This window comes from Devosia sp. MC521, assembly GCF_014127105.1.
GTDB lineage: Bacteria > Pseudomonadota > Alphaproteobacteria > Rhizobiales > Devosiaceae > Devosia.
Genome location: NZ_CP059902.1, coordinates 3,587,311 through 3,611,139, shown reverse-complemented (window position 1 = coordinate 3,611,139; position 23,829 = coordinate 3,587,311). Strand labels below are relative to the sequence as shown.

Sequence of the window (23,829 nt, the reverse complement as noted above, 5' to 3'; positions counted from 1 at the left end):
CCTTTTTTGTTTTGGGGTTTTGGCCCGCTGCCCACATCAGCGCGCTCGGCTTCAGGACCTGCCTACCGCAGATCCCAAGCCATTTTGGGCGACGGGTGCTCGCACAGGCCATCGCTATAGTTTCACGTGAATCCGTTTTGGACAAAAAGACAAAAGCCTGCGCCGGTTGATCGCAGCCTTACCCCTTGCTAAGACGCATACAACTGCCCATATCGGCAGTACTCGCCGGGATGACACCGGCTGTTTCAGTTTCAAGTCCAGCGCGACGACCATGACCGGCGCGATCCAGGAGATAGACTACCTTGGCCAAACGCGACTTCTACGAGGTGCTCGGCGCACAAAAGGGTGCCGATGATGCCGCCCTCAAGAGCGCTTATCGCAAGCTCGCCATGCAATTCCACCCGGACCGCAATCCGGGCAACGCAGAGGCTGAAGCCAAGTTCAAAGAAATCAACGAAGCCTATGACACGCTAAAGGACCCGCAGAAGCGTTCGGCCTATGACCGTTTTGGTCATGCCGCGTTTGAAAACGGCGGTGGCCGTGGCGGTGGCGGATTTGGTCCGGAGTTCAACTCCTCCATGTCCGATATTTTTGAAGACATCTTCGGTGACTTCATGGGCGGCGGTCGTCGCGGTGGCGGCGGTTCGGCCAAAACACGCGGCTCGGATCTGCGCTACAATCTCGAGATCTCGCTTGAAGAAAGCTTTGAGGGTCGCACGGTTGAAATCGACGTGCCAACGCTTGCTGGCTGCGACACCTGCGATGGTTCGGGCGCTAAGCCTGGCACCGGCACCCACACCTGCCGCCAGTGTAATGGCCATGGCAAGGTACGTGCGGCGCAGGGCTTTTTCACCATCGAACGCACCTGCCCAGTGTGTAGCGGCCGTGGCGAGATGATGGACCAGCCGTGCACCGATTGCGGTGGTCAGGGCCGTCGCCAGCAGAGCCGCAAGCTTTCGGTCGATATTCCAAAGGGTATTGAGGACGGCACTCGCATTCGCCTCGCCAATGAAGGTGAAGCTGGGGTCCGCGGTGGTCCTCCGGGCGACCTCTATATCTTCGTCTCCACCCGTCCGCATGATCTGTTCCAGCGCGATGGTGCCGATCTTTACGCCCGTATCCCGATCTCAATGACCACAGCAGCGCTGGGCGGCGAGTTCGAAGTGCCGACCCTCGATAATAGCCGCGCCAAGGTAAAGGTGCCCACAGGCACGCAGCCGGGCCAGCGGGTTCGCCTTAAGGGCAAGGGCATGCCGGTTCTGCGCAGCAAGGATGTTGGTGATCTCTACGTGCAGCTCGACATTGAGACGCCGCAGAACCTGTCCAAGCGCCAGCGCGAGCTCTTGGAAGAATTTGCCAAGCTCGAAACCAGCGACACCAGCCCAACCTCGGGTGGCTTCTTCGACAAGCTCAAGAAAATGTTCGACGCTTAAGCGTCTAAAACGAAAGGCGGCCCACGGGTCGCCTTTTTTGTGTCGATCGAGCAGAGCTCTTAGCCTTGTCCCATCTGGCTCATATCCATGTACATATATTCCCAGACATGCCCATCGAGATCTGCAATCGCGCGAGAATACATAAACCCGAGATCCTGGATGTCGCGATATTCGCGGCCGCCAGCGGCTAGCCCTGCCTCAGCGATTTTATCGACATCGGCGCGGCTTTCGCGCGACAATGCATAAAGAGCGGAGGTCGAGGATTTCGTGTCCGAGATGGGATTGGGGGAGAAGAAGCGGAACTTGTCATGGGTCAGCAGCATGACAAAAATCGTCTCGCTGATCACCACACAGGCCGCAGTCTCATCGGTGAATTGCGGATTATGTGCAAACCCCAGAGCACGATAATAAGCCATAGCGGCTGGTAGGTCGCGCACCGGCACATTGATGAAGATCATTTCAGGCATAACGGCTTCCTCGCATTTTTCTCTTCGAGCGATGGAACATCCGAGCTGCCCAAACGTCTCGATAGAGGTTTTAGGAATTCACAATGAAGACAGCACTCACTCTTTCCGGCTCTATTCGCGCCGGTTCGCATAACCAAAAACTGCAGCACATCGTCAGCGATAAGCTGAGCCAAGCAGGGGTGGAGGTCAATGCACTCAATCTCGGCGACTTCCCAATGCCGATTTTTAATGAAGACTTAGAGCCGGACAATGTTCCGGAGGCAGCGGTTAAACTCGCCCAGCTTTGGCGCGAGGCCGACATTATTTTCATCGCTAGCCCAGAATATAACGGCTCGCACACCCCGCTTTTGGTCAACACGCTGGCCTGGCTCTCGCGCCAAAGTCCAAGCCCCTTCCGTCACGCGACTTTCGGCATCGGCGGCGTCAGCTCGGGCAAATATGGAACGCTGTGGAGCCTCAGCCACCTCCGAGAGTCATTGACCAAGGTCGGCGCTTTGGTCGTGCCAACACTTTTGGGCATTGGTCCGGCCAGCCAAGCGTTTGACGAGGCGGGCAATCTCACAGAAGCTGGCGTGATCAAAAAGATCGATACCATCGTCATCGAGATGACCCACTTCAACCGAGGCTAATCATTCGCGCCCTTTACATCACCCACCCGCAGGTAGAGATCGATCCAGATGTTGCGGTCCCCCAATGGGGGCTTTCATCTGTCGGTCGGGACCGCGCGCAACACTTTGCGCAACGCAATCTGCTGCCGAGCTCGGTACAGATATTTTCGAGCGCGGAACGCAAAGCCATTGAGTTGGCTCACATCATTGGTGCGCCCTTGGGTGCGGAGATCATTTCCCATTCCAGCATGGATGAGAATGATCGCTCCGCCACGGGGTTTCTGGCCGGACCACACTTTGATGAGCACGCCAACCAATTCTTCGCACAGCCAGATCAAAGTGTTGCCGGGTGGGAGAGGGCGGTCGATGCGCAAGCGCGGATTGTTGCGGCCATCCGGACCGCCATTGCCTTTGCCGAACCCGATCGCTCCCTGATCTTTTGCGGCCATGGTGGCGTTGGAACGCTGCTCAAATGCCACCTTGGCGGGCTCCCGATTTCTCGCAGCCAAGATCAGCAGCATCTGGGCGTCGCCGGTGGCGGCAATTGCTTCATTTTTGATCCGCACGCCGAGACGCTTGAATCCGATTGGATGGCTATGGAAAGCCTACCCGCGTCCTGGATGGAGTGACGCCTTGTCGGCAAAACCAATTTGGTCCATACAGCACCAACACTAGACATCGCGGAGTTTTATAATGGCTGGCCATCTCATCGTGGGTCTTGACGTCCCGACGCGTGCACGCGCTGAAGAGATCGTTTCGCTCCTCGGCGATAGCGTTGAGTACTACAAGATTGGCTATCAGTGCTTTTATGGCGCCGATGGTTTTGCGCTCGGCAAGGAGCTGATCGCTGCCGGCAAGAAGGTCTTCTTTGACCTCAAGCTCCTCGACATCGACAACACCATCGAAAAGGGCGTGGCCGCGATTGCGGAAACCGGCGCAGCAATGCTGACCGTCCATGCCTATCCCAAAACCATGCGCTCGGCCGCTAAGGCTGCAGCAGGCTCGACCCTCTGCGTGCTCGGCGTGACCGTCTTGACCTCAATGGACGATGTTGATCTGCGCGAAGCCGGTTATGAACGTGACGCCGTCGGTCTAGTCGCGCAGCGTGCTGAACAGGCAAGGGCTGCTGGCATTGGTGGCATCGTGGCCTCGGCGCAGGAAGCGGCCATGGTACGCCCCATCCTGGGCCCCAAAATGGCCATCGTAACGCCAGGCATTCGCCCATCCGGTGCCCCTCTGGGCGACCAGAAGCGTGCCATGACCCCGGGCGCAGCACTCGATGCTGGTGCGACCCATCTTGTCGTCGCGCGTCCAATCATAGAAGCTGCCGATCCGGCCGCAGCTGCCAAGGCAATTCTTGCAGAAATGAACGGCCCTCGCATCAGCTTGGCCTAACATCATGAAACTCTCAGCCTGTGTCGAAATGCTCTTCGTCCCCGAAACCGGGGAGGTGGCAGATCGGATCAGACTGGCAAAAGCCGCTGGCTTTGACGCCGTGGAATTCTGGCTGTGGTCCAACAAAGACCTCAGCCAGATCAAAGACGTACTGGCAGAAACCGGGGTCGCCTTGGCCGGGATTGTTGCCGAGCCCTTTGCCAAGCTCACAACATCCGCTGACCACGATCGCTTTCTAGCCGGGCTCGAAAAGAGCCGTGACGTGGCACTCGATCTCGGCACCAAGATACTCATTTGCCAATCCGGCCCCTTGCTCGAAAGCATGGATCGCAATGCCCAACGCGACGCGCTAGCGCTGGCCATGGAAAAATCGGCAGATGTCCTAAAAGGCTCAGGCGTACGTTTGGCGCTGGAGCCGCTCAACGATCTCATTGATCACCCAGGCTATTTCCTCACCGACACGCGCGAAGCCCTTGATATCATTCGCGATGTGAACCGGGCGGAGATTGGGCTTACCTATGACCTCTACCACTCGATGGTCATGGGGGAGGACCCAGAGGCAATTATGGCGGGCAATATCGACACCATCGCCCATCTTCATATCGCCGATCACCCCGGCCGCAATCAGCCGGGGAGGGGTGAGCTCGATCTCAAGCGTAAGCTCGAGTGGCTACATGGTGAAGGCTATGATGGATTTGTGGGGCTCGAATTCCGCCCCACCGGATCAACGGATGCGGCTCTGGCACAAATGCGCCAAAGCCTTTCGCTTTAAACTGCGAGGCCGTGGGATTTAGCCAGATCGGCAAGGCTTTGCTGCGGGCGAGCGCCAATGTGGGAGATCACCTCGGACGCAGCGAGGCAACCAGCCTTGAGGGCCATTTCGTGGTTCTGGCCACGCGCGAGGCCAAGCAGGAAGCCTGAGGCGAATAGATCGCCAGCGCCGGTCGCATCCATCACCTTGTCGACCGGGAAGGCCGGAACCGAAATCACTTCGCCATTGCAGATCGCCATCGCGCCTTCGGCGCCCATGGTGATGGCCGCAACTTCGGCGTCCTGAGCGATCTGGCGAACCGCAGCACCAAGGTCATCGGTCTCATAGAGAGACTTCAATTCATTCACATTGGCAAAGACATAGTCGATAGTTTTTGAGCGAATGAGGTCGAGGAACTCAGCGCGGAAGCGATCAACGCAGAACGGATCGGAAAGGGTGAATGCGGAAGCGCGTTCATGCTTATGGGCATAGTGGGCGGCGCGGACGAAAGCCTTCTTGGCTTCCACCGGATCCCACAAAAAGCCTTCCATATAGGTGACGGCCGAACCGCCGATTTCATCTTCCAGAATATCGCGCTCGGTCAGCTCATGGCAGGCACCGAGGTAAGTATTCATGGTGCGCTCGCCATCTTCGGAGACGAAGATCATGCAGCGGGCGGTGCGCGCACCGTTAATGAGGCGGGTCGTCGAATAATGCACGCCCTGCGCGCGCATATCGGTGTCAAACACATCCCCAAGACCGTCATCGGCCACCTTGCCGACAAAGGCAGCGCGCCCGCCGAGCGAGGCGACGCCAGCCGCCGTATTGCCCGCCGAACCACCGGAGCTCTGTTGACGGCTGGCAGGCATTTTGCCGTAGAGATATTCGGCGCGATCCCCATCGATGAGGTGCATAATGCCTTCGGTCATGCCCTCGCGTTCAATGAAGCCGGGCTCGATTGGCGTGATGATGTCGACGATTGCATTGCCAATAGTCAGCACGTCAAAGCGGGTCTGCGTCATTGAAAAGGTCCGAGGTGATAGGAAAACCGAAAAAGTCTTATGCTAAGCGTCCGGTGCGGGCAATGCCGTCAGCATGTCGCAGCTGGCCAGCTTGGCCTAAAGGCTGGCCAAAACATCGGCGATGAGCGCCTTGGTTTCTTCAGGTGTTTCGACCTTCACCTGACCATCAAGCAAGAGCATAGCCAGACCATGAACTTTGGCCCAAGCAGACAGGGCTTTCACACGGTCAAATTCATCGTCGCCACCGATAACCTGTCGCAGACTATCGAAAGCCGTGTCTGACGCCATTTTCAATCCTGGCCGCGCAATCTTGGTCAGCTGTGGCGAGAACATGAGACGGAAGAGATTGGCGTTTTCGAGCGCAAACAGCACATAGGTTTTGCCCATGGCCGACAGCGGATTATCGGGATGCTCTTCGGCAACCTTTGCCATGCGCGCTGAGAAGCGATGAAAGCCCGTGATGGCCAGAGCTTCGAGCAGCGAGTTGCGGCTATCAAAATGCCGATATGGGGCTGCTGGGGAGACGCCAACCAATCGCGCTAGATCGCGCAGGCCGACGCCTTGCTCGCCATCGCGTTCCAAAATGCCCATGGCAACCTCCAGCATGACGCTGCGAAGATTGCCGTGATGATAAGAGCTCAGATGAAATGTTGACATGAACCACATATCGCGCGGCGATGTTGGCAGTGTCAACAAAGGTGCGATTAGCTGCGGGCAGGGTTCTCTGTTTTGGGGGAGAAATTGCACCACTCCAGTATCGGGCAGCGCCAGCATTCTGGCTTTCGCGCTTTGCAAATATAGCGACCGTGGAGGATCAACCAATGATGGGCATGGAGCATATAGCGGTCCGGCACCATTTTGGTGAGCGCCATTTCCACTTCAAGCGGGGTCTTACCCAAGGCCATGCCGGTGCGATTGCCGACGCGGAAGAGATGGGTGTCGACGGCAATGGTCGGCTGCTTGAAGAAAATATTGAGCACGACATTGGCCGTCTTGCGACCGACGCCGGGCAGGGCCTCTAGCGCCTCGCGCACATCTGGCACTTCCCCGCCGTGCTTGTCGATCAGCTGCTTGGAAAGCTCATAGGTGAACTTGGCCTTGTTGCGGTAGAGGCCGATGGTCTTGATCTCGTTCTCAATGCCCTCAACGCCGAGTGCCACCATGGATGCGGGGTCGGGTGCGAGCTTGAAGAGATTTTTCGTCGCCTTGTTGACCCCGACGTCGGTGGCCTGCGCGGACAAAACCACGGCCACCAGCAGAGTGAAGGCGTTCACATAATCGAGTTCACCCTTGGGTTCGGGCTCGATTTCGTGGAAACGATCAAATACAGCTTCGGCTTGAGCCCGGGTGAGCCTCTTCACTTTTTGTGTTGCTGCCATTCTCTCGCTTCCGAATCTCTGCCACTATTTCCGGTAAGAGGCATAACCATGCAAGTCACGACCAACAAACCCCTGTTTGCTGCTACACTTCGCCCTGATCGCGCCATGCGACTGACCGGCGGTTGGATGGCACTGGTGGTGGCCTTTTTGGGAGTGATGCCGGTCTTGATGATCGCGTCAGAATATCTCCTGACCGGAGCTTTAGCATTCGCTTGCGCGGCAGTGGGTCTGATTGTTTACGGACAGAGCCAGCGCCGTAAAACTCATCAAACCCAAACGGTGACGCTGTGGCCCGAACAGCTCGAAGTTGTTGAGCAGGGTTTTGCCAAGCCCAAACGCATGCAGCGCTTTGATCCCAACACTGTCCGTCTCGTGCTGCACCGCGATGCTTTTGAGCGGACCACCCAAATCCTGCTCAAGCATGAAGACGAAATCCATGAGCTTGGTGCCTTCCTATCGATGGATGACAAGGGCAGTTTTGCCAAAGCCTTTGGCGCCGCCTTGCGGCAAGCACGACGTAATCGATAGGTCAAAAACGGGTCGCTTGTTCCGCTCCAAGCTGGCTAAACTAAGCCCAGCCTCTGAGGTGAATTGAGCGATGAACCAACGACCCGAAATTTCTCCCGCACAGGACTATGACACCATCCGCGCTGCTATTCGCTATCTCAGCGAGCGGGGGGCCGATGAGTTGGCGCTGGACCGCTTCGCGCGCGCTATTGGCCTAACCGAGCGCCAACTGACCGATCTCTTTCGGCGCTGGTGCGGCCTCTCCCCCAAAAGCTTCGCCCAAGCTGTCGCGCTCAATCACGCTAAGAAACTTCTCTCGGAAAATGTCAGCGTATTGGACACGAGCTATGAAGTTGGGTTCTCATCAACCTCACGGCTTCATGATCTCTTCGTCACCTATGAAGCCATGCCGCCTGGCGTTTTCCGTACTGGCGGGGCAGGGCTGGATATGATCTGGGGCACAGCGCCATCGCCCTTCGGGACGGCTGTGGTCACGATGACAGAATACGGCATTTCCGGCATTGGCTTTGCCGACGAAGAGACCAGTGTCGAAGACGCATTTTTAGATCTTGCCCGCCGATGGCCGATGGCACGCTTTTCTCGGGACGATGCCCGTGTTGGACCCGAGGTCGTAAAAATCTTCGCGCCACAAAATTGGTCGGCGGAGCAGCCCGTCAAGCTCGTCATGATCGGCACTGACTTTGAGGTGAGTGTCTGGCAGACGCTGCTCAAAATTCCGGTGGGGCAGGCGGCGACCTATGCCGAGGTGGCGCGCACGATTGGCAAGCCCAAAGCCTCACGGGCGGTGGGGGCAGCCGTCGGACGGAACCCCATTAGCTTTGTCATCCCGTGCCACCGTGTCGTTGGCTCAACCGGCGCCCTTACCGGCTATCATTGGGGCGTGCCTCGCAAACGCGCCATATTGGGTTGGGAAGCTGGGGTGATTTCGACCAGGAGCTAAAAGTGTTCCACGTGAATCCAAAATGAAAAAGGGGCCTCTCGGCCCCTTCATCAAACTCTTGTCTTGTCGCTTAGAGCGTCACGCGCTCTTCGAATTTTCCATCAGCGGAGATCTTGTAGATCGTGGGTTCGCCAGTGCCAATTTCGCGCGCCAGAATTTCGTCAGGGGTCAGACGTTCAATGGCCATGACGAGAGCCCGCAGGGAATTGCCGTGCGCTGCAACGAGGACAGTCTTACCCGCCTTGAGCTGCGGCAGGATTTCGGCCTCATAATAAGGCACGGTACGAGCTGCCGTGTCCTTAAGGCTTTCGCCCCCTGGTGGAGGAACGTCAAATGAACGGCGCCAAATGACAACCTGCTCCTCGCCCCACTTGGCGCGCGCATCATCCTTATTGAGGCCGGCGAGATCGCCATAGTCGCGTTCGTTAAGCGCGATATTGCGAGTGATGGTGACGTTCTGAACGCCCATTTCCTCAAGCATCAAATCGAGCGTGTGCTGAGCACGACGCAGGCCCGAGGTGTAGTAGAGGTCGGGGGCGATGCCCGCAGCCTTCAAAGCCTTACCCGTTGCGCGGGCTTCCCCTTCACCTTGTTCGGTGAGGTTTGGATTGCGCCACCCGGTGAACAGGTTTTTTAGGTTCCACTCGCTCTGGCCGTGACGGACCAGGATCAGCGTGCCGGTCATAGAAAATTCCCTTAGCTGTTGAGGCCGAGTACATCGGCCATGGAGTAAAGACCCGCCGGCTGGCGGTGTGCCCAGAGCGCTGCCTTAGCGGCGCCATTGGCGTAAATGGTGCGGTCTTGAGCAAGGTGATTGAGCTCGATGCGCTCCGATGGACCGGCCAAAATGACGTGGTGATCGCCAATGACACTGCCGCCGCGTAGGGTAGCAAAGCCAATGGTGCCAGACTCACGAGGACCGGTGTGGCCGTCACGAGAGCGAACAGAATTATCCTTCAAGGAAATGCCACGGCCCTTTGCCGCTGCTTCACCCAACATCAAGGCGGTGCCAGAAGGCGCATCCACCTTCAGATTGTGATGCATCTCGAGAATTTCGACGTCGTAGTCAGACAGCGCGGCTGCAGCCTTTTCGACGAGGACCGTCAGGGCCACCATGCCCGGCGAGAAGTTGCCTGACTTAACGATCCGCGCACCGGCCTTGCCTGCTTCGGCAATGGCGGCGTCGTCTGCTTCAAGGCAACCTGTCGTGCCAATGATGTGGACGATACCCTTGGCAGCGGCCTTCTGCGCCAGAGCAACGGAAGCTGCTGGAGCAGTGAAGTCGATAATCACATCGGCATTGTCGAGCAGGCTATCGGCATTATCGGTGACGACGACGCCAAGCTCTTCAAGACCGGCGAGCACACCGACGTCTTTGCCCAACACGGGAGATCCAGACCGATCGAGAGCACCAACAAGCTCCAGTTCAGGATGAGCGGCGACAGCGCGCACATTGGCAGCGCCCATTCGGCCCCCGGCACCTGCAACGATGGTGCGCAACTTGGTCATAAGAACCTCCACGAGAATATGGTTGATGCCTATAGCAGTGCTGATGCGTCGCTCCAAGTCGAACACTGTGCTACGATTCGGAGAAAAGCCAAGAAAGTCGACCCTGTCATGACACTGACGAATGTGCTGGCTGGCATCGCCGTGGAGGACTTGAGCCAGTCGCTCGTGTGGTATGAGTATTTGTTCGGCCGCCCCGCTGATGCTCAAACCATGCGCAATGTTGCCGAATGGAAGCTACCCGGCGGAGGCTGGGTGCACGTCGTGACCGATGAGGATCGGGCAGGGGCCAGCATGGTGATCCTGATCGTCGACGATATTGCCGAAGAGATCAGCCGCCTCGACATGTTCGGCATTAAGCCAGTATCCAAAGCCTTTGGCGACTTTTTCAAAACGGCTAAATTTCGTGACCCAGACGGCAATCTGATTGTGCTGTCACAACCGCAACAGGGCACCTACTAAACACAAAAAAGCCCGCGACATGCGCGGGCTTGGATAGCGTCGTTAGAGACGACGAAGTCGGACTTCATCGACTCGATGATTATTACCCTTCTTCAAAACGAGGTCAGCGCGACCCCGGGTCGGCTGTACGTTTTCGAGAAGGTTAGGCAAGTTGATGGTGCGCCAAACATTGCGCCCATATTCGCCCGCTTCCTCTTTGCTCATCTCAGCAAATTTGCGGAAGAAGGAATTGGGATCGCGGAATGCGGTTTCGCGCAGGCGGTAGAAGCGCTCAAGGAACCAAGCCTCGAGGTCTTCCAACTCCGCATCGATATAGATCGAGAAGTCGATAAAGTCCGACGCGAACAGAATTGGGTTGCCGGTTTTGGGCAGTTCGCCGGGCTGCAGAATATTGAGCCCTTCAACGATCAAAATGTCTGGCCGGTCGATGGTGACATCCCCACCCTTCACAATGTCATAGACGAGGTGAGAATAGACCGGGACCTGCACATTGCGCTTGCCCGATTTAATATCGGCCAAGAAGCTAACAAATCGCGCGCGATCATAGCTTTCAGGGAAACCCTTGCGGTGCATGATACCACGCTCTTCCAACACCGCATTGGGGTGGAGGAAGCCATCGGTGGTGACAAGGTCGACCTTGGGGTTGGACGGCCAGCGCGAGAGCAGCGCTTGCAGAATACGAGCAGTCGTCGACTTGCCGACAGCGACAGAACCCGCCACACCAATGATGAAGGGGACCTTGGCATCGGGCGACTTTAGAAACCGGCTCGACACGCGGTGCAGGCCTTGGATCGCCTCGACGTAATAGGAGAGAAGGCGCGAAAGCGGCAGATAGACCTCTTCAGCCTCAGCCAAAGAAATAGGGTCTGAGAGCGAACGCAGCCGATCAATATCGGCCTCGTCCAGCGTCATCGGCTGACCGTTGCGCAATGCGCTCCATTCCGCCTTTGAGAAAGTGCGATAGGGGTCAGGCCGTTGACGCTTAGCCATCACTAGTGCTCCTTGCGAGAGGCTTTTTCGGCGAGGCCAGATTGGGCTGTGCGCGCATCAAGCTCAGCCATGACCTCGACGAGAGGCACGTCAGCGGCTTTGAGAACAACCAAGAGATGGTAGAGAACGTCAGCCGCTTCCTTGACGAGTTCAGCCCTGTCGCCAGTCACCGCAGCGATGACGGCTTCCGTGGCTTCCTCGCCTAGCTTTTGCGAGGCTTTGTTGATGCCGCGCGCAATCAATTTGGCGGTGTAACTTTCGTCAGGTGAAGCTGCAGCGCGCACAGCGACACGCTGTTCGAGTTCTTCAAGTGTCATGGATTACTCCCGCCCCTTTGAAGTGGGCTTAAATCACACATTTGGGGAGGCGTCATCCGCCACCTTTGACTTAGGGCTTGGTGCGGTCCATGCGCATGGGAATGCCATGATCGACCATATACTGCTTCGCCTCAGGAATGGTGTAAGTGCCGAAGTGGAAAATCGAGGCCGCGAGCACAGCGCTCGCATGACCTTCTTTCACGCCATCGACCAAATGCTGGAGATTGCCAACACCGCCCGAGGCAACAACAGGCACATCGACACTGTCGGCAATAGAGCGCACGAGTTGGAGATCGAAACCAGACTTGGTACCGTCGCGGTCCATGGAGGTCACCAGCAACTCGCCCGCGCCACGTTCAACCATGCGGTGAGCAAATTCCACCGCATCAATGCCAGTCGGCTTGCGACCGCCATGGGTGTAAATCTCCCACTCAGAGCGATTGTCACCGCCAACCTTGGCATCGAGACGCTGCTTGGCGTCGACCGAAACCACGATGCACTGATTGCCAAATTTATCCGCCGCACGGGCGATAAAGTCAGGGTCGTTCACGGCAGCGGAATTGATCGAGACCTTGTCCGCGCCTGCGAGCAGGAGCTTGCGAATATCTTCAATCGTGCGAACACCACCGCCAACGGTCACCGGCATAAAGCAGTGTTCAGCCGTACGGGCGACAACGTCAAAAATCGTGTCCCGGCCTTCGTGACTGGCAGTGATGTCGAGGAAGGTTAGCTCATCGGCACCGGCGGCGTCATAAGCAATCGCGGCTTCAACCGGATCGCCGGCATCGACGAGATCGACAAACTGTACACCTTTAACAACGCGGCCACCGGCAACGTCGAGGCAGGGGATGATACGGGTTTTCAGGCTCATGATCAGTGCGCTTTCGGCATCAGCCGCCAGGCGATGCGGTGGGTGGTGATGATCACCATCAACGCCAAAAGCGCGCCCCAGGCGATGGGGAAAGTGATCGTCGTAAACCAAGTCAGCAACGACAGGATGAAGAGACCGGGGCCCCAATCCATGCCGAAGAAATGACAGCTCGTGACACTATGATCAACGAGCTGACAGCCAGCCAAGACAGCAAGAGTGTTGGCAATCAACGTCCCGACAAGTGGGGCTGAGGCAAACACAGCAATCACAACCAAGGCCTGGCCATAGCCCCACCAGGGAAATAGGTGGTGCCGAACTGAACTCATTTGGCCTTCAATCGTGCCAATGCTTCACGTGAATCAATGCGACCATCGTAAAGCGCTCGGCCCGAAATCGCGCCTTCAAGCACAGCATATTCCGGCTGGGTCATGCGTTCGATGTCATCCATCGACGCCAGACCGCCCGAAGCGATAACGGGGATCGAGGTGGCGCGAGCAAGCTCAAGAGTAGACTCCCAATTGATGCCAGCCAGAACGCCATCACGGTCGATGTCGGTATAGATGATGGCGGCAACGCCTGCGCCTTCAAAACGCTTGGCCAATTCAAGGATGGAAAGTTCAGACGTTTCCGCCCAGCCTTCAACGGCGACCATGCCTTTGCGCGCGTCGATACCAACAGCAACTTGGCCCGGCCATTTTTGCGCTGCTTCCTTGACGAGGGCTGGATCACGCACGGCAACAGTACCGAGGATCACGCGGGCAAGACCCTTATCGAGCCAGCTTTCGATATGACCGAGGTTGCGGATACCACCGCCCAGCTGCACCGGGAATTTGACGGTTTTCAAAATCTCTTCAACGGCACCCCCATTGACGCTCTCACCAGCGAAAGCGCCGTTGAGGTCGACCACGTGCAGATATTCAAAACCCTGATCTTCAAAGCTCTTGGCCTGAGCGGCTGGGTTGTCGTTGAAGACAGTAGCCTGGTCCATATCGCCCAGCTTGAGGCGAACGCACTGACCATCTTTAAGATCGATTGCAGGAAAGAGGATCATGGGGTCCAGTCCAAGAAGTTATTGATGAGACGCAGGCCAAGCGCTTGGCTCTTTTCCGGGTGGAACTGCGTGCCAAAGATATTGTCGCGGCCAACGCAAGCGGTGAACGAGCCACCATATTCGGTGGTGGCAAAGAGGTGTTCTGCCGCGTCGGTTTTGAAGTGATAGGAGTGGACGAAATAGGCGTGCAGCCCATCAGGTCCATCCGGAATGTCTTTCAAGAGCGCATGGGGGCGCGTGATGGTCAGCGTGTTCCAGCCCATGTGCGGAATTTTAAGGCTTGAGTCAGACGGGGTGATTTTCTCCACCGCGCCGTCGATCCAACCGAGGCCCTTGCTAACCACCTTCTCGCGACCTTCGGTGGACAGCAATTGCATGCCAACACAAACGCCCAAAAAGGGTGTGGTGCCGTTGAGAACTTTTTCTTCCAGCACGTCGACCATGCCGGTGACGCCATCGAGGCCTGCCTTACAATCGGCATAGGCGCCGACGCCGGGGAGGACGATGCGCGTGGCCGCACGGACGAGGTCTGGGTCGCTGGTGACGATGACGCTTTCACCATGACCGCGTTCTGCTGCCACACGTTCGAACGCTTTGGCTGCCGAATGCAGATTGCCAGCGCCGTAGTCAATAATGGCGACTGTGCTCATGGTTATGGCCTTTCTCAAGGATAGCTTCTGCGCCCGAGGGACCGCAGAAGGAAACTGAGCACCCTCACGCAAAGAGCGAGAGTGCTGGGGTTAGGGCTGACTTAGTGCAAAACGCCCGAGAACAAAAGGGCTAGAGCGTGCCCTTGGTGGAGGGAATGCGATCTGCAGTACGCGGATCAATCTCAACAGCGTCGCGCAGCGCACGCGCCACAGCCTTAAACATCGACTCGGCCAAATGGTGGTTGTTGTCGAAGTAGAAGTTTTCAATGTGCAGGGTGATGCCAGCGTTGACCGCAAAAGCCTGGAAAAATTCCATGAACAGCTCGGTGTCGATGTCACCGATTTTGTCGCGGCTGAACTCTGCCTTGAACACCAAGAAGGCGCGCCCTGACACGTCGAGCGCGGCACGGGTCAGCGTGCCATCCATCGGCAGGTCGCAAGAGGCATAACGGCGAATGCCCTTTTTATCGCCCAGTGCTTCGCGAATTGCTTGGCCAAGCGCAATGCCGACATCTTCCACGGTATGGTGGAAATCAATGTGCAGGTCGCCCTTGCAGACAATTTCCATATCAATGAGCGAGTGGCGGGAAAGCTGATCGAGCATATGGTCGAAAAAGCCAACGCCGGTCTTCATAGAATGCGCGCCGGTGCCATCGAGATTGATGCTAACCGAAATTTCGGTCTCATTGGTTTTACGAGCGATGGAAGCGGTACGCATATGTCTTTTCTCCGAGCGGACGGATCGTCCCTACCAGATATGCGGGGATGCATAAAGATTGCGTTGCTTTGTGCTTTGGTCGACGCTCCCTCCACGCATTGCAATCTCAGCGAAGCCTCCTAAATAGGTATCAACAGTTTGGAGACTTTCCCAACATGAGTGAACATCAATCTCCCGGGTGGCACGGCACAACCATCGTGTCGGTGCGCAAGGGCAATAAGGTCGTGGTGGCTGGCGATGGTCAGGTATCCATTGGCCCAACCGTAATGAAACATGGCGCGCGCAAGGTGCGCCGTCTGGCTGGTGGCAAGGTGATCGGCGGCTTTGCCGGATCGACCGCTGATGCCTTCACCCTCTTCGAACGGCTCGAAGCCAAGCTTGAGCAATATCCTGATCAGTTGATGCGGGCGGCGGTGGAACTAGCCAAGGATTGGCGCACCGATCGCTATTTGCGCAAACTCGAAGCCATGATGATCGTTGCCGACAAGACCGATACGTTGGTCCTCACCGGCAATGGCGACGTGCTGACCCCAGACCATGGCGTTATCGCAATCGGCTCAGGCGGCAATTACGCCCATTCGGCTGCACTCGCTCTCCATCAGGCGACCGAACTTGATGCCGAAGATATTGCCCGTCGCGCCATGAAGATTGCAGAAGAAATCTGCGTCTACACCAATGGCAATGTGACGATCGAAACCATCGAGCTCTAATCGTGACCCATTCTATCCGGCAATTGCGGGCAGGGGATGAGGCAAACTATCGGGCCATTCGGCTTGAAGCCCTCACCAATCATCCGGAAGCTTTCGTCGCTTCAGCAGAGGGCTTTTTGCAAAAGACCGATGCCGAGCTGACCGAAACGCTTGAAAGTCTCTCTGTCTTTGCAGCGGAGACCGACACAGGCTCGCTCGGTGGTATTGCAGCCTTTTATCAAGCCGAAGGCCGGAAAGAACAGCATCGCGGCTGGCTCATTCAGGTCTATGTTCGCCCCGAACATCGCGGTTCGGGCATGGCTGAAGCACTGATCAATACTGTTGTGGAGTATGCGCAGACCCGCGTTATCCAACTTCATCTCGGTGTGTGGTCGGAGAACGAACCAGCGCTCAAACTCTACAAGCGGCTGGGCTTTACGGTCTATGGGACAGAGCCCCGCTACCTCTATGTGAATGGTCGATTTATCGACGAACACCTGATGGTGCGCTTCCTGGATAATCATCCAGCTTCGCCCCAGCGCACTTCCGAAAGTGAAAAAGATGAGTGAAACCAATTTTTCGCCGCGCGAGATTGTCTCTGAGCTTGATCGCCACATTGTGGGTCAGTCCGACGCCAAGCGCGCCGTCGCCGTGGCTTTGCGCAATCGTTGGCGTCGCCAGCAGCTTCCTCCCGAATTGCGCCGCGAGGTCACCCCTAAAAATATCCTGATGATCGGGCCAACCGGCGTTGGCAAGACTGAGATTTCTCGCCGTCTTGCCCGCCTTGCGCAGGCACCCTTCGTCAAAGTTGAAGCGACTAAGTTCACGGAAGTGGGCTACGTGGGGCGCGACGTCGAGCAGATCATCCGCGATCTCGTCGAGGCCGGCATAACAGTTCTGCGGGACAAGCGCCGTCGTGATGTCGAGGCTCAGGCCCACCATAATGCAGAAGAGCGCGTGCTCGATGCTTTGGTTGGCACTTCGGCCACACCATCGACGCGCGACAGCTTCCGCAACAAGCTGCGCAATAATGAGCTCGACGACAAAGAGCTCGAGATCGAATTGCAGCCAGCGGCGAACACGGGCGGATTTGAAATGCCAGGGATGCCAAATGGCGGCATTGGCATGATCAATCTTTCTGACATGTTCAAGCAGGCAATGGGCGGTCGCGGGGTTAAGCGCAAGGTCAAGGTGAAGGACGCGTATGAGCCGCTGATCGCTGAGGAGGCAGACAAGCTGCTCGATCAGGATCAACTCAAGACCGAAGCCATCGAACTGGTCGAAAACCACGGCATCGTCTTCATCGACGAAATCGACAAGGTCGCGGCTCGCGAAGGCAGCCCACAGGGTGGTCCGTCGCGTGAAGGGGTTCAGCGCGACCTCCTGCCGCTGATCGAAGGTACAACCGTTGCGACGAAATACGGCCCGGTGAAAACAGACCATATTCTCTTCATCGCTTCCGGTGCGTTCCATGTCGCCAAACCAAGCGACTTGCTGCCAGAGCTTCAGGGCCGTCTGCCGATCCGTGTGGAATTGAAAGCGCTCACGCGCGAAGATTTCATCGGCATCCTTTCGGACACTGAGGCAAGCCTTATCAAGCAATATGTTGCGCTGATGGGCACTGAAGGCGTCACATTGGAAATCACCCCAGACGCCATTGAAGCGATTGCTGACGCGGCGGTGACGGTCAACTCCACCGTTGAAAACATCGGTGCCCGTCGTTTGCAGACAGTTATGGAACGTCTCGTTGAAGAGATTTCCTTCGATGCTCCGGACCGCGCGGGGACGACGATTAGCATCGACGCTGCGTTCGTAAGAGAAAAGGTTGGCATCTTGGCCGGGGATACCGACCTGTCGAAATACGTTCTCTAACAAAAAGCCCCGGACACAGTGCCGGGGCTTTTTGCATCTCACCTCTTTCGCGTGGCTCGCTTCATCAGCTCATCGCGAAGGTACTTAAAATCTTCAGGCTCAAGGCGGTGGAGGTTATCGCGCAAGCGATTGGATAACTCCGTTGCCTCGGGCGCCATACCACCCGTGTCTATAGTCACCTTGGGATCAGAGATTTCTGCCAGGCGCTGGAGCTCCTCAGCCTCATCCCAAATCACATTGAAAAATGCGATGATGCGGTGGAGAAGGAAACTGGTCGGCACGCCGCGCTTGCCATGTTCCAGGGCCGAGAGATAGGCGCTCGACACGTTCAACGCGGCAGCCATTTCTTTGAGCGATATGCCACGCGCCTCACGCATGGCACGCAACTTCATACCCAGTGGTGTCATGTCCGCCGCAGGCGCACATACCACGCCCCCTCGCCACCATGACCACGCGCTGCCATGCTCCAGCCCGAAACCAATGGAGCCAGAGCCGGCTCAGAAAGCCAGATTGGCAGCATTGTGCGCAAAATCCCCCGCTCACTCATCGCTGAGATATAGTCATTGTCTGTTTTGATCCCCTTGCCGGTAATAACCAAAATAGTCCGCGCTCCGTAGGAGGCTCGCGTGACAATATAGCGATAAAGCGCCCCGCGCGCCTCAGCTTGTGTCATGCCATGGAGGTCGATCTTACCGTCGATCTCAATCCGACCACGGCGCACCTTCTTATGAATGTCAGGGTCTAGCGCCTTGTCAGGCACGCTCGCAATCGGCTTAGGCGGCACATAAGGGGGAAGGAATGGCTTGCCGAGGGTGAGTTTTTTCGGCGGTGCCTTTTTCTCGGGAACTGGGGGAGGGGCAAACTCCTCAGGAACGGGGAGCGGACCGCCCCCCAATTTCATCAAGCCTTTCCGCCGCAACGGATCAACCGTTTCCGAGACTTGGGTCCAGAGGTGAAAGTCGTGCGGCAGGCGCCGTTGGTCTCGTTTAGACATGTGCCTGCCGCAACAGAAGAATTAAGAACTAGTCGAGCTGGTTGGTCGTAACGACCTTCCAGTTAGGATCACGCGACTTTGGATTGCGAGCGAAGGTCCACTCATCGGCAATCATCTGGACCTGATCGGCGTTGCCTTCGACAAGGTCACCCACTGCGTTGCGCGTCGCGGAAACCACTTCGGCGTGGAAACGGATCGTTACCAGCACATTCTTGCGATCATCTTCGGCCTGAGAGAACTCGATCTTTGGCAGACCGACAAAGGTGAAGTCTACCTTATGGCCGGCCGCTTCCCGATCGGCGATGGCGCGTTGGAAGCCTTCAAACACGTCCTTTTCGAGGAGGTTCTTGAGCGTCTGACGATCACCTTCCGCATAGGCGGTAATGATCATTTCATATGCGGCCTTGGCCCCTTCAAGGAAGGACTTCGGCGTAAAGGTCGAATCGGCGGCAGCTGCTGCCTTGAGGCCTTCGGCTAGTTCCATATCGCCGCGCGAGAACTGGTCGATTTCAGCTTCAAGCTTACGGGCACGACGCTCGTCATCGAGATCGGGTGCGCTTGCTGGCGAATGCGGACGAATCGGCACGACCGTATCGTCAGTGTCAGCCTTGCTTTCAGTGTTGGCAGAACGCGACCGATCAACAGGCGGACGTTCGTTGCCCGTGCGTGTGCCGAGCACGGAACGAAGGCGGAAAAGGACGAATACGGCCACGACGATGGCAATCAGGGTCGGCAGGTCGAGAAAATCATCCATTGATTAAGGCACCTTGGGCTGGTCGGCATCGACAAATTTTGGTTCTGGCGCTCGATTGGCCAGCAGTTGTCCCTATATATAGGCAAAGCTTTAGCCCAAAACCAGTTCACATGGGCTGCAATGTCATTTCCCGCGGTTTCAACGCGGTACTTTAGCGAAAGGCTGCAACCGTGGGTCGATTTATCCTCTTCGGTTTTATCGCACTGCCCTTGTTGGAAATTGCCATGTTTGTCGTGGTTGGGCGCGCCATCGGCCTATTACCAACGCTCGGGCTGGTTATCCTAGCTGCTGTTTTGGGTGGCTTTCTGCTTCGACAACAAGGCCTTGGCGCGATCAATCGACTGCGCACAAATGTTAATCAGGGAACGGTGCCTGGCCGGACCATGTTTGACGCGACCATGATTGGCGTCGCTGCAATGTTTTTACTGATCCCTGGTTTTATCAGCGATATCGTGGCGCTGCTGCTGTTGCTGCCAACAGTGCGCGGGTTCCTCTTTGGCCAGTTGGCCAAGAATGTGACCGTGGTAGAAACCACAACCAGCTATCGCCGCGCAGACGAAAGCTATGATTTCCGCGCGGAACCACAACGCACGATTGACCTCGACAAAGACGATTGGCGTAAAGACGGCTAACGCTTGTTTGCCTAAGGCAAAAGTGCTAGCCCAAGGCCAGTATTTCTCGGTGATCCGAACGAAGAAGGACCAAGCATAATGGCCGATGAGACCCAGGGCGCGGCTGCGCCGGAATCCGGTAACCAGCCCAGCATGAACCTGATGGGTCAGTATATCCGCGATCTTTCTTTCGAAAATCCGGGTGCTCCCAACAGCCTTCTTACCGCTGGCACCAACCCGAACTTCAACGTCTCGATCTCGGTCGGCGTGAAGAAGCAGAGCGACGAAGTGTTTGCTGTTGAGCTGACCCTCAACGCCAAGGCGCAGCGCGAAGAAAACGTACTGTTCAACGTTGAACTCGTTTACGGCGGCATTTTCCGCATTCGCAACATTCCAGAAGCACAGCTTTCGCCGCTGCTGATGGTCGAATGCCCACGCCTAATCTTCCCATTCGCCCGTCAGGTTCTCGCCAGCGTTACCCAGCAGGGCGGCTTCCCGCCACTGATGATGGAACCGGTCGATTTCTCGGTGATCTACCGTCAGAACCTTGCCAAGCTCGCAGCGCAGAACAATACCGCACCGGCAACCGAAGAAGCGCCAAAGCTGAACTAAGCTTTCGCTCTATCGAATATGAAAAGACCCCGGTTTGCGCCGGGGTCTTTTTTATTGGGATGTCTCTGACGCGGGGTCACGGTATTTACCCCAAATGGCGCTATCACCCATTTTGGCAACAAAGGCCTCATGGGCAGCAAATTCTTCAGCTTGGATACGGTTCGGCAAAGGGCTGGGGCGCGGCAAAACCGGCACACGCGTAACCACTGTCTCGGCCGCTGTTGTCTCGGCTTCCGCGGCAAGGGCAAGGCTGACCTGTTTACCGCCAATAAGCTCAAGATAGACCTCGGCTAGGATCTCACTATCGAGCAAAGCGCCGTGGAGCGTGCGGCGCGAATTATCAATGCCGTAGACCTTACACAGCGCATCCAAGCTCACGCGTGCCCCTGGATGTTTGGCCCGAGCCACCATCACCGTATCGATAACGGGATTGCTCAGCTTCGGTTTGCCCAGGCCATCGAGCTGGTGGTTGAGGAAGCCCATATCGAAAGGCGCGTTGTGGATGACCAAGGTCGAGTCCCCGATAAACTCGAGGAACTCGGCGACCACATCCTTAAACAGTGGCTTGCCGGATAGAAACTCTTCGCTCAGCCCGTGAACGCGAAAAGCTTCCTCGGGCATCGAGCGCTGAGGATTGATATAGACGTGATAATGTTTACCGGTAGGGATGTGGTTGATCAGCTCCACGCCCCCGATTTCAACCAAGCGATCGCCGCCTTGCGGAGACAGACCTGTGGTTTCGGTATCGAGGACGATTTCTCTGATCATTTGATATCCCGCTTCGCTCGTACATCTTCGACCAGCTGAGCAATCTGCGCTTCAATTCGTTCGCGCGTCTGCTCGGTGTCAAAGAGATAATTTGCTCGTTCCATCTTTGCTGCCTGCGGCATCTGCCGGGCAATGATGGTCTCCATCTTATCCACGGTCATGCCGGGACGCGCGAGAACACGATCGCGTTGGAGAGCGCTGCTTACATGAGTAACAGCGATACCATCGAAGCCGTAGTTGAAGCCGCTTTCGAACAGGAGGGGCACTTCGACGACCGCGAGCGCATGACCCGCTTTTTCTGATGCCGCCAAAAACTGGGCAATCTTCTTACGAACCAGCGGATGGACGAGAGCTTCTAAGCGCGCAAAGCCGGATGGATCAGCAGCTAGTTTGAGGGAAAGAGTTTGACGGTTCACAACACCATGTTCGAGAACACCTGGAAACAGCGCCTCAACCTCCTTGGCTGCACCACCCGAATAAAGCTCAGCGACAGCCTGATCGGCAGAAAACACCGGTACGCCGAGCTTTGAAAAGCCCTCAAGAACCGTAGATTTTCCTGTCGCGATCGAGCCGGTGACGCCAAGCTTATACATGGATCAATGCCCCAAAGTGGCTTCAATACGGGCGCGCAATTGAGCACTCACCTGTGGCGTAACACCAAACCAGGCCGCAAAGCCGGGAACGGCCTGATGCAAGAGCATGCCCAATCCATCAACGGTTTGTAAGCCAAGCTTTTGCGCATCCGCCAAAAGCGGGGTCACGAGTGGCGAATAAACGATATCTGTCACCAGAGAGCCGAGCTGCAAACGTGAGAGATCTAAATTCTCGAAACGCGAGCCATGCATGCCAACCGAGGTGGTGTTAACGACCGAACCGGCGTGCGGCGCCACATCGTTAAAGGCGTCGATAGGCGCTACCGTGATGTCCCCATCCAATTCCTGAGCCAAACGATCCGCTGTTTCGCGCGTGCGATTGAGAAGGATGACGGGAATAGAACGACTGGCCAAAGCCACGAGAATGGCGCGTGAGGCTCCGCCCGCACCCAGCACGATCGCCGGCTTGGCCCCGTCAGACCAATTTGGTGCTCCCTGATCAAGATTGCCAAGGAAACCAAGATAGTCGGTATTGGTGCCGGTCACGCGGCCGTCGCGGGCAATTAGCGTGTTCACAGCACCAATGCTAAGTGCCAGAGGGTCAACCTCATCGCACAGCGCAAAGACGGCCTCTTTGTGGGGAATGGTGACATTGCCACCAGCGAATTCGCCACCACGCAACCGCTCAAAGAAAGCCGGCAAGGCATCTGGGGCAACGTCAATCGCTTCATAACTTCCGTCAATGCCATGTTCGGCCAACCAAGTGCCGTGAATGAGCGGCGAACGGGAATGGGCAATCGGATGCCCGATAACAAAAGCCTTGGTGGTCAAGGATTAGTCCTGAGGAGTTAGAAGGTCCGGCGCAAAATCGCGCAAAGCTTGAAGGAGGGGCAATAGGGGAAGCCCCAGAATAGTAAAGTAGTCGCCGCTCACCTTTTCAAAAAGGCGAATGGATGGGCCTTCCAAGCGATAACCACCAACCGTAGTTAACACTGCTTCCCCCTCTAGCATGAGCAAATCATCGCGCTCTTCGGGGGTAAACTCGCGCATGGTTAGTTCGGCACTCTCAAGGTGGGACCAAAGTTCAAGCCCATTCTGAACGAGCGAAACTCCGGCATGGAGCCGATGGGTTTTGCCGCGCAGCAGATCAAGCTGGTCGGCAGCCGATTGGCTTGAGGAAGGCTTGTGCAAAAGATCTGGCCCGAGAGCCAAAGTTTGGTCAGCGCCGATAACCATTGCGTGAGGAAAGAGGCTCGAAACAGCTTCCGCCTTGCGCCGCGCCAGTAGTAATGCGACGTCTCGGCCATCGCCTCCGGCCTCAGAAGCGGCGCGTTCCTCGGCACGTTCGTCCACATCTGCAGCATGGCTGCTGAAGCGCAAACCTGCGTTATCTAACAAAGACTTACGTGTTTTGCTGGTGGAGGCGAGAATAAGCATAGGGTGAGTTTATCCCCACTATCATCCACAGCTCAAGGCAGAACTGTGCGTAAGACTCATAAGTTTTGGGATTTCGAAAACTTATTCGACCTGTTCCCAAATTCATTAACAGCTCGTTTTCGCAGTGACGTGAATGCCCCTGTGTAAATCTTCGGGGAAAACTATACTAGAAGCGAATACAGATATTCGACTGAAGATTCACAGCCGGAATCGAATCGTTGACTCGGGAGTCCGCTGATTAATCTCTCGTTAACTATTTTGACTCCGGCATTGCTTAACAGTTCGTTTACAGAACTTAACAGGGCGTTAATGAACCCTCTGCGCGGACGTGTCGCCGGCCACGCAATTGTGGACGGGAAGGAATTCACTCAAAACACCGCTATGATAATAAAGATACGAAGTAAGAAAGAC

General features: G+C 56.5%; 33 protein-coding genes. 13 read left to right on the top strand and 20 right to left on the bottom strand.

From position 1 onward, the window contains the following. Positions 1-302: 302 nt before the first annotated feature. Entirely contained in the window at positions 303-1,433 is a 1,131-nt protein-coding gene (dnaJ, locus tag H4N61_RS17440) for a molecular chaperone DnaJ (protein WP_182394566.1), read from the top strand. Between the two features lie 59 nt (positions 1,434-1,492). On the opposite strand, the gene H4N61_RS17435 is transcribed toward dnaJ, so the two are convergent. Beyond that, on the bottom strand, positions 1,493-1,900 hold the full coding sequence (locus H4N61_RS17435) for a glyoxalase/bleomycin resistance/extradiol dioxygenase family protein (protein WP_169194427.1): 408 nt from the start codon (positions 1,898-1,900) through the stop codon (positions 1,493-1,495). 83 nt (positions 1,901-1,983) lie between these two features. Between H4N61_RS17435 and H4N61_RS17430 the strand changes: the two genes are divergently transcribed. The 4 genes from H4N61_RS17430 (at position 1,984) to H4N61_RS17415 (ending at position 4,675) form a co-directional block, all read left to right on the top strand. Continuing rightward, positions 1,984-2,529: an NADPH-dependent FMN reductase gene (locus H4N61_RS17430; RefSeq protein ID WP_169194428.1), complete on the top strand. Its 546-nt coding sequence runs from the start codon at positions 1,984-1,986 to the stop codon at positions 2,527-2,529. Continuing rightward, positions 2,529-3,137 (top strand): histidine phosphatase family protein, encoded by a 609-nt coding sequence (locus H4N61_RS17425; RefSeq protein ID WP_349236482.1) that lies wholly within the window; start codon positions 2,529-2,531, stop codon positions 3,135-3,137. The genes H4N61_RS17430 and H4N61_RS17425 overlap by 1 nt, the downstream gene beginning before the upstream one ends. 64 nt (positions 3,138-3,201) lie before the next feature. Beyond that, positions 3,202-3,903 carry an orotidine-5'-phosphate decarboxylase gene (gene pyrF / locus H4N61_RS17420; RefSeq protein ID WP_182394565.1) on the top strand — a complete coding sequence of 234 codons (702 nt, stop codon included), beginning with the start codon at positions 3,202-3,204 and terminating at the stop codon, positions 3,901-3,903. A gap of 4 nt (positions 3,904-3,907) precedes the next feature. Continuing rightward, positions 3,908-4,675, top strand: a complete 768-nt coding sequence (locus tag H4N61_RS17415) for a TIM barrel protein (RefSeq protein WP_210337038.1) — start codon at positions 3,908-3,910, stop codon at positions 4,673-4,675. Here the strand turns inward: H4N61_RS17415 and H4N61_RS17410 are convergent. The 3 genes from H4N61_RS17410 to nth form a co-directional block, all read right to left on the bottom strand. Further along, positions 4,672-5,676: an adenosine kinase gene (locus H4N61_RS17410; protein ID WP_169194430.1), complete on the bottom strand. Its 1,005-nt coding sequence runs from the start codon at positions 5,674-5,676 to the stop codon at positions 4,672-4,674. The two genes, H4N61_RS17415 and H4N61_RS17410, sit on opposite strands and share 4 nt — an antisense overlap. 96 nt (positions 5,677-5,772) lie before the next feature. Beyond that, a complete protein-coding gene (locus H4N61_RS17405) occupies positions 5,773-6,333 on the bottom strand; it encodes a TetR/AcrR family transcriptional regulator (protein ID WP_169194431.1) in 561 nt (186 codons plus the stop codon). 47 nt (positions 6,334-6,380) lie between these two features. Further along, positions 6,381-7,055, bottom strand: a complete 675-nt coding sequence (gene nth, locus H4N61_RS17400; protein ID WP_169194432.1) for an endonuclease III — start codon at positions 7,053-7,055, stop codon at positions 6,381-6,383. A gap of 48 nt (positions 7,056-7,103) precedes the next feature. Here nth and H4N61_RS17395 point away from each other — a divergent pair, with 48 nt between their 5' ends. Beyond that, positions 7,104-7,583, top strand: coding sequence for a DUF2244 domain-containing protein (locus H4N61_RS17395; protein ID WP_182394564.1), 480 nt, complete (start codon positions 7,104-7,106; stop codon positions 7,581-7,583). Between the two features lie 70 nt (positions 7,584-7,653). After that, positions 7,654-8,523, top strand: coding sequence for a bifunctional helix-turn-helix domain-containing protein/methylated-DNA--[protein]-cysteine S-methyltransferase (locus tag H4N61_RS17390; protein ID WP_169194434.1), 870 nt, complete (start codon positions 7,654-7,656; stop codon positions 8,521-8,523). A gap of 70 nt (positions 8,524-8,593) precedes the next feature. Here H4N61_RS17390 and H4N61_RS17385 read toward each other — a convergent pair whose 3' ends face one another. Next, complete coding sequence (locus tag H4N61_RS17385) at positions 8,594-9,208, bottom strand: 2,3-bisphosphoglycerate-dependent phosphoglycerate mutase (protein ID WP_169194435.1); 615 nt, start codon at positions 9,206-9,208, stop codon at positions 8,594-8,596. Between the two features lie 11 nt (positions 9,209-9,219). Further along, a complete protein-coding gene (gene dapB, locus H4N61_RS17380; RefSeq protein ID WP_169194436.1) occupies positions 9,220-10,032 on the bottom strand; it encodes a 4-hydroxy-tetrahydrodipicolinate reductase in 813 nt (270 codons plus the stop codon). Between the two features lie 108 nt (positions 10,033-10,140). On the opposite strand from dapB, the gene H4N61_RS17375 reads away from it, so the two are divergent. Beyond that, entirely contained in the window at positions 10,141-10,491 is a 351-nt protein-coding gene (locus H4N61_RS17375; protein WP_169194437.1) for a VOC family protein, read from the top strand. Between the two features lie 42 nt (positions 10,492-10,533). On the opposite strand, the gene coaA is transcribed toward H4N61_RS17375, so the two are convergent. From coaA to hisB, 7 genes are all read right to left on the bottom strand, one after another. After that, a complete protein-coding gene (gene coaA / locus H4N61_RS17370; RefSeq protein ID WP_169194438.1) occupies positions 10,534-11,481 on the bottom strand; it encodes a type I pantothenate kinase in 948 nt (315 codons plus the stop codon). Positions 11,482-11,483: 2 nt separating this feature from the next. Beyond that, positions 11,484-11,798: a phosphoribosyl-ATP diphosphatase gene (locus H4N61_RS17365; protein ID WP_169194439.1), complete on the bottom strand. Its 315-nt coding sequence runs from the start codon at positions 11,796-11,798 to the stop codon at positions 11,484-11,486. Between the two features lie 70 nt (positions 11,799-11,868). Beyond that, positions 11,869-12,669 (bottom strand): imidazole glycerol phosphate synthase subunit HisF, encoded by an 801-nt coding sequence (gene hisF / locus H4N61_RS17360; RefSeq protein WP_169194440.1) that lies wholly within the window; start codon positions 12,667-12,669, stop codon positions 11,869-11,871. Positions 12,670-12,671: 2 nt separating this feature from the next. Then, complete coding sequence (locus tag H4N61_RS17355; protein ID WP_169194441.1) at positions 12,672-12,995, bottom strand: hypothetical protein; 324 nt, start codon at positions 12,993-12,995, stop codon at positions 12,672-12,674. Further along, positions 12,992-13,720, bottom strand: coding sequence for a 1-(5-phosphoribosyl)-5-[(5-phosphoribosylamino)methylideneamino]imidazole-4-carboxamide isomerase (gene hisA / locus H4N61_RS17350; RefSeq protein ID WP_169194442.1), 729 nt, complete (start codon positions 13,718-13,720; stop codon positions 12,992-12,994). The genes H4N61_RS17355 and hisA overlap by 4 nt, the downstream gene beginning before the upstream one ends. Further along, positions 13,717-14,370, bottom strand: coding sequence for an imidazole glycerol phosphate synthase subunit HisH (hisH, locus tag H4N61_RS17345; protein WP_169194443.1), 654 nt, complete (start codon positions 14,368-14,370; stop codon positions 13,717-13,719). The genes hisA and hisH overlap by 4 nt, the downstream gene beginning before the upstream one ends. A gap of 130 nt (positions 14,371-14,500) precedes the next feature. Next, on the bottom strand, positions 14,501-15,088 hold the full coding sequence (hisB, locus tag H4N61_RS17340; protein ID WP_169194444.1) for an imidazoleglycerol-phosphate dehydratase HisB: 588 nt from the start codon (positions 15,086-15,088) through the stop codon (positions 14,501-14,503). A 155-nt stretch (positions 15,089-15,243) separates the two neighbouring features. Between hisB and hslV the strand changes: the two genes are divergently transcribed. From hslV to hslU, 3 genes are read left to right on the top strand one after another with little or no spacing between them, the layout of a single operon-like run. Next, positions 15,244-15,798, top strand: a complete 555-nt coding sequence (gene hslV / locus H4N61_RS17335) for an ATP-dependent protease subunit HslV (protein ID WP_182394563.1) — start codon at positions 15,244-15,246, stop codon at positions 15,796-15,798. Positions 15,799-15,800: 2 nt separating this feature from the next. After that, positions 15,801-16,346 (top strand): GNAT family protein, encoded by a 546-nt coding sequence (locus H4N61_RS17330; protein ID WP_169194446.1) that lies wholly within the window; start codon positions 15,801-15,803, stop codon positions 16,344-16,346. After that, the gene (gene hslU, locus H4N61_RS17325) at positions 16,339-17,649 is read left to right on the top strand and encodes an ATP-dependent protease ATPase subunit HslU (RefSeq protein WP_182394562.1); all 1,311 of its coding nucleotides are present in this window, start codon (positions 16,339-16,341) and stop codon (positions 17,647-17,649) included. The genes H4N61_RS17330 and hslU overlap by 8 nt, the downstream gene beginning before the upstream one ends. Positions 17,650-17,687: 38 nt before the next feature. Here the strand turns inward: hslU and H4N61_RS17320 are convergent, their stop codons facing one another. From H4N61_RS17320 to H4N61_RS17310, 3 genes are read right to left on the bottom strand one after another with little or no spacing between them, the layout of a single operon-like run. Beyond that, on the bottom strand, positions 17,688-18,056 hold the full coding sequence (locus H4N61_RS17320; protein ID WP_169194448.1) for a helix-turn-helix transcriptional regulator: 369 nt from the start codon (positions 18,054-18,056) through the stop codon (positions 17,688-17,690). Beyond that, positions 18,053-18,643, bottom strand: coding sequence for a Smr/MutS family protein (locus H4N61_RS17315; RefSeq protein WP_182394561.1), 591 nt, complete (start codon positions 18,641-18,643; stop codon positions 18,053-18,055). The genes H4N61_RS17320 and H4N61_RS17315 overlap by 4 nt, the downstream gene beginning before the upstream one ends. 28 nt (positions 18,644-18,671) lie before the next feature. Then, positions 18,672-19,397: a Tim44/TimA family putative adaptor protein gene (locus H4N61_RS17310; protein WP_182394560.1), complete on the bottom strand. Its 726-nt coding sequence runs from the start codon at positions 19,395-19,397 to the stop codon at positions 18,672-18,674. 170 nt (positions 19,398-19,567) lie between these two features. Between H4N61_RS17310 and H4N61_RS17305 the strand changes: the two genes are divergently transcribed. Both H4N61_RS17305 and secB read left to right on the top strand, forming a co-directional pair. Beyond that, positions 19,568-20,029 carry an FxsA family protein gene (locus tag H4N61_RS17305; protein ID WP_169194451.1) on the top strand — a complete coding sequence of 154 codons (462 nt, stop codon included), beginning with the start codon at positions 19,568-19,570 and terminating at the stop codon, positions 20,027-20,029. 78 nt (positions 20,030-20,107) lie between these two features. After that, a complete protein-coding gene (secB, locus tag H4N61_RS17300) occupies positions 20,108-20,620 on the top strand; it encodes a protein-export chaperone SecB (protein ID WP_169194452.1) in 513 nt (170 codons plus the stop codon). A gap of 51 nt (positions 20,621-20,671) precedes the next feature. Here secB and dnaQ read toward each other — a convergent pair whose 3' ends face one another. The 4 genes from dnaQ to H4N61_RS17280 are packed head-to-tail and all read right to left on the bottom strand — an operon-like array spanning position 20,672 to position 23,418. Beyond that, complete coding sequence (gene dnaQ / locus H4N61_RS17295) at positions 20,672-21,385, bottom strand: DNA polymerase III subunit epsilon (protein ID WP_169194521.1); 714 nt, start codon at positions 21,383-21,385, stop codon at positions 20,672-20,674. Further along, on the bottom strand, positions 21,385-21,981 hold the full coding sequence (coaE, locus tag H4N61_RS17290; protein WP_169194453.1) for a dephospho-CoA kinase: 597 nt from the start codon (positions 21,979-21,981) through the stop codon (positions 21,385-21,387). The genes dnaQ and coaE overlap by 1 nt, the downstream gene beginning before the upstream one ends. Before the next feature lie 3 nt (positions 21,982-21,984). Further along, positions 21,985-22,812, bottom strand: a complete 828-nt coding sequence (locus tag H4N61_RS17285) for a shikimate dehydrogenase (protein ID WP_182394559.1) — start codon at positions 22,810-22,812, stop codon at positions 21,985-21,987. Positions 22,813-22,815: 3 nt separating this feature from the next. Beyond that, complete coding sequence (locus tag H4N61_RS17280; protein WP_182394558.1) at positions 22,816-23,418, bottom strand: Maf family protein; 603 nt, start codon at positions 23,416-23,418, stop codon at positions 22,816-22,818. Positions 23,419-23,829 lie beyond the last annotated feature (411 nt).

Coding starts and splice junctions, on each gene's coding strand:
- H4N61_RS17435 (WP_169194427.1), bottom strand. CDS start 1,900: ATGCCTGAAATGATCTTCATCAATGTGCCGGTGCGCGACCTACCAGCC.
- H4N61_RS17430 (WP_169194428.1), top strand. CDS start 1,984: ATGAAGACAGCACTCACTCTTTCCGGCTCTATTCGCGCCGGTTCGCAT.
- pyrF (WP_182394565.1), top strand. CDS start 3,202: ATGGCTGGCCATCTCATCGTGGGTCTTGACGTCCCGACGCGTGCACGC.
- H4N61_RS17415 (WP_210337038.1), top strand. CDS start 3,908: ATGAAACTCTCAGCCTGTGTCGAAATGCTCTTCGTCCCCGAAACCGGG.
- H4N61_RS17410 (WP_169194430.1), bottom strand. CDS start 5,676: ATGACGCAGACCCGCTTTGACGTGCTGACTATTGGCAATGCAATCGTC.
- H4N61_RS17405 (WP_169194431.1), bottom strand. CDS start 6,333: ATGTCAACATTTCATCTGAGCTCTTATCATCACGGCAATCTTCGCAGC.
- nth (WP_169194432.1), bottom strand. CDS start 7,055: ATGGCAGCAACACAAAAAGTGAAGAGGCTCACCCGGGCTCAAGCCGAA.
- H4N61_RS17395 (WP_182394564.1), top strand. CDS start 7,104: ATGCAAGTCACGACCAACAAACCCCTGTTTGCTGCTACACTTCGCCCT.
- H4N61_RS17390 (WP_169194434.1), top strand. CDS start 7,654: ATGAACCAACGACCCGAAATTTCTCCCGCACAGGACTATGACACCATC.
- H4N61_RS17385 (WP_169194435.1), bottom strand. CDS start 9,208: ATGACCGGCACGCTGATCCTGGTCCGTCACGGCCAGAGCGAGTGGAAC.
- dapB (WP_169194436.1), bottom strand. CDS start 10,032: ATGACCAAGTTGCGCACCATCGTTGCAGGTGCCGGGGGCCGAATGGGC.
- H4N61_RS17375 (WP_169194437.1), top strand. CDS start 10,141: ATGACACTGACGAATGTGCTGGCTGGCATCGCCGTGGAGGACTTGAGC.
- coaA (WP_169194438.1), bottom strand. CDS start 11,481: ATGGCTAAGCGTCAACGGCCTGACCCCTATCGCACTTTCTCAAAGGCG.
- H4N61_RS17365 (WP_169194439.1), bottom strand. CDS start 11,798: ATGACACTTGAAGAACTCGAACAGCGTGTCGCTGTGCGCGCTGCAGCT.
- hisF (WP_169194440.1), bottom strand. CDS start 12,669: ATGAGCCTGAAAACCCGTATCATCCCCTGCCTCGACGTTGCCGGTGGC.
- H4N61_RS17355 (WP_169194441.1), bottom strand. CDS start 12,995: ATGAGTTCAGTTCGGCACCACCTATTTCCCTGGTGGGGCTATGGCCAG.
- hisA (WP_169194442.1), bottom strand. CDS start 13,720: ATGATCCTCTTTCCTGCAATCGATCTTAAAGATGGTCAGTGCGTTCGC.
- hisH (WP_169194443.1), bottom strand. CDS start 14,370: ATGAGCACAGTCGCCATTATTGACTACGGCGCTGGCAATCTGCATTCG.
- hisB (WP_169194444.1), bottom strand. CDS start 15,088: ATGCGTACCGCTTCCATCGCTCGTAAAACCAATGAGACCGAAATTTCG.
- hslV (WP_182394563.1), top strand. CDS start 15,244: ATGAGTGAACATCAATCTCCCGGGTGGCACGGCACAACCATCGTGTCG.
- hslU (WP_182394562.1), top strand. CDS start 16,339: ATGAGTGAAACCAATTTTTCGCCGCGCGAGATTGTCTCTGAGCTTGAT.
- H4N61_RS17320 (WP_169194448.1), bottom strand. CDS start 18,056: ATGACACCACTGGGTATGAAGTTGCGTGCCATGCGTGAGGCGCGTGGC.
- H4N61_RS17315 (WP_182394561.1), bottom strand. CDS start 18,643: ATGTCTAAACGAGACCAACGGCGCCTGCCGCACGACTTTCACCTCTGG.
- H4N61_RS17310 (WP_182394560.1), bottom strand. CDS start 19,397: ATGGATGATTTTCTCGACCTGCCGACCCTGATTGCCATCGTCGTGGCC.
- secB (WP_169194452.1), top strand. CDS start 20,108: ATGGCCGATGAGACCCAGGGCGCGGCTGCGCCGGAATCCGGTAACCAG.
- coaE (WP_169194453.1), bottom strand. CDS start 21,981: ATGTATAAGCTTGGCGTCACCGGCTCGATCGCGACAGGAAAATCTACG.
- H4N61_RS17280 (WP_182394558.1), bottom strand. CDS start 23,418: ATGCTTATTCTCGCCTCCACCAGCAAAACACGTAAGTCTTTGTTAGAT.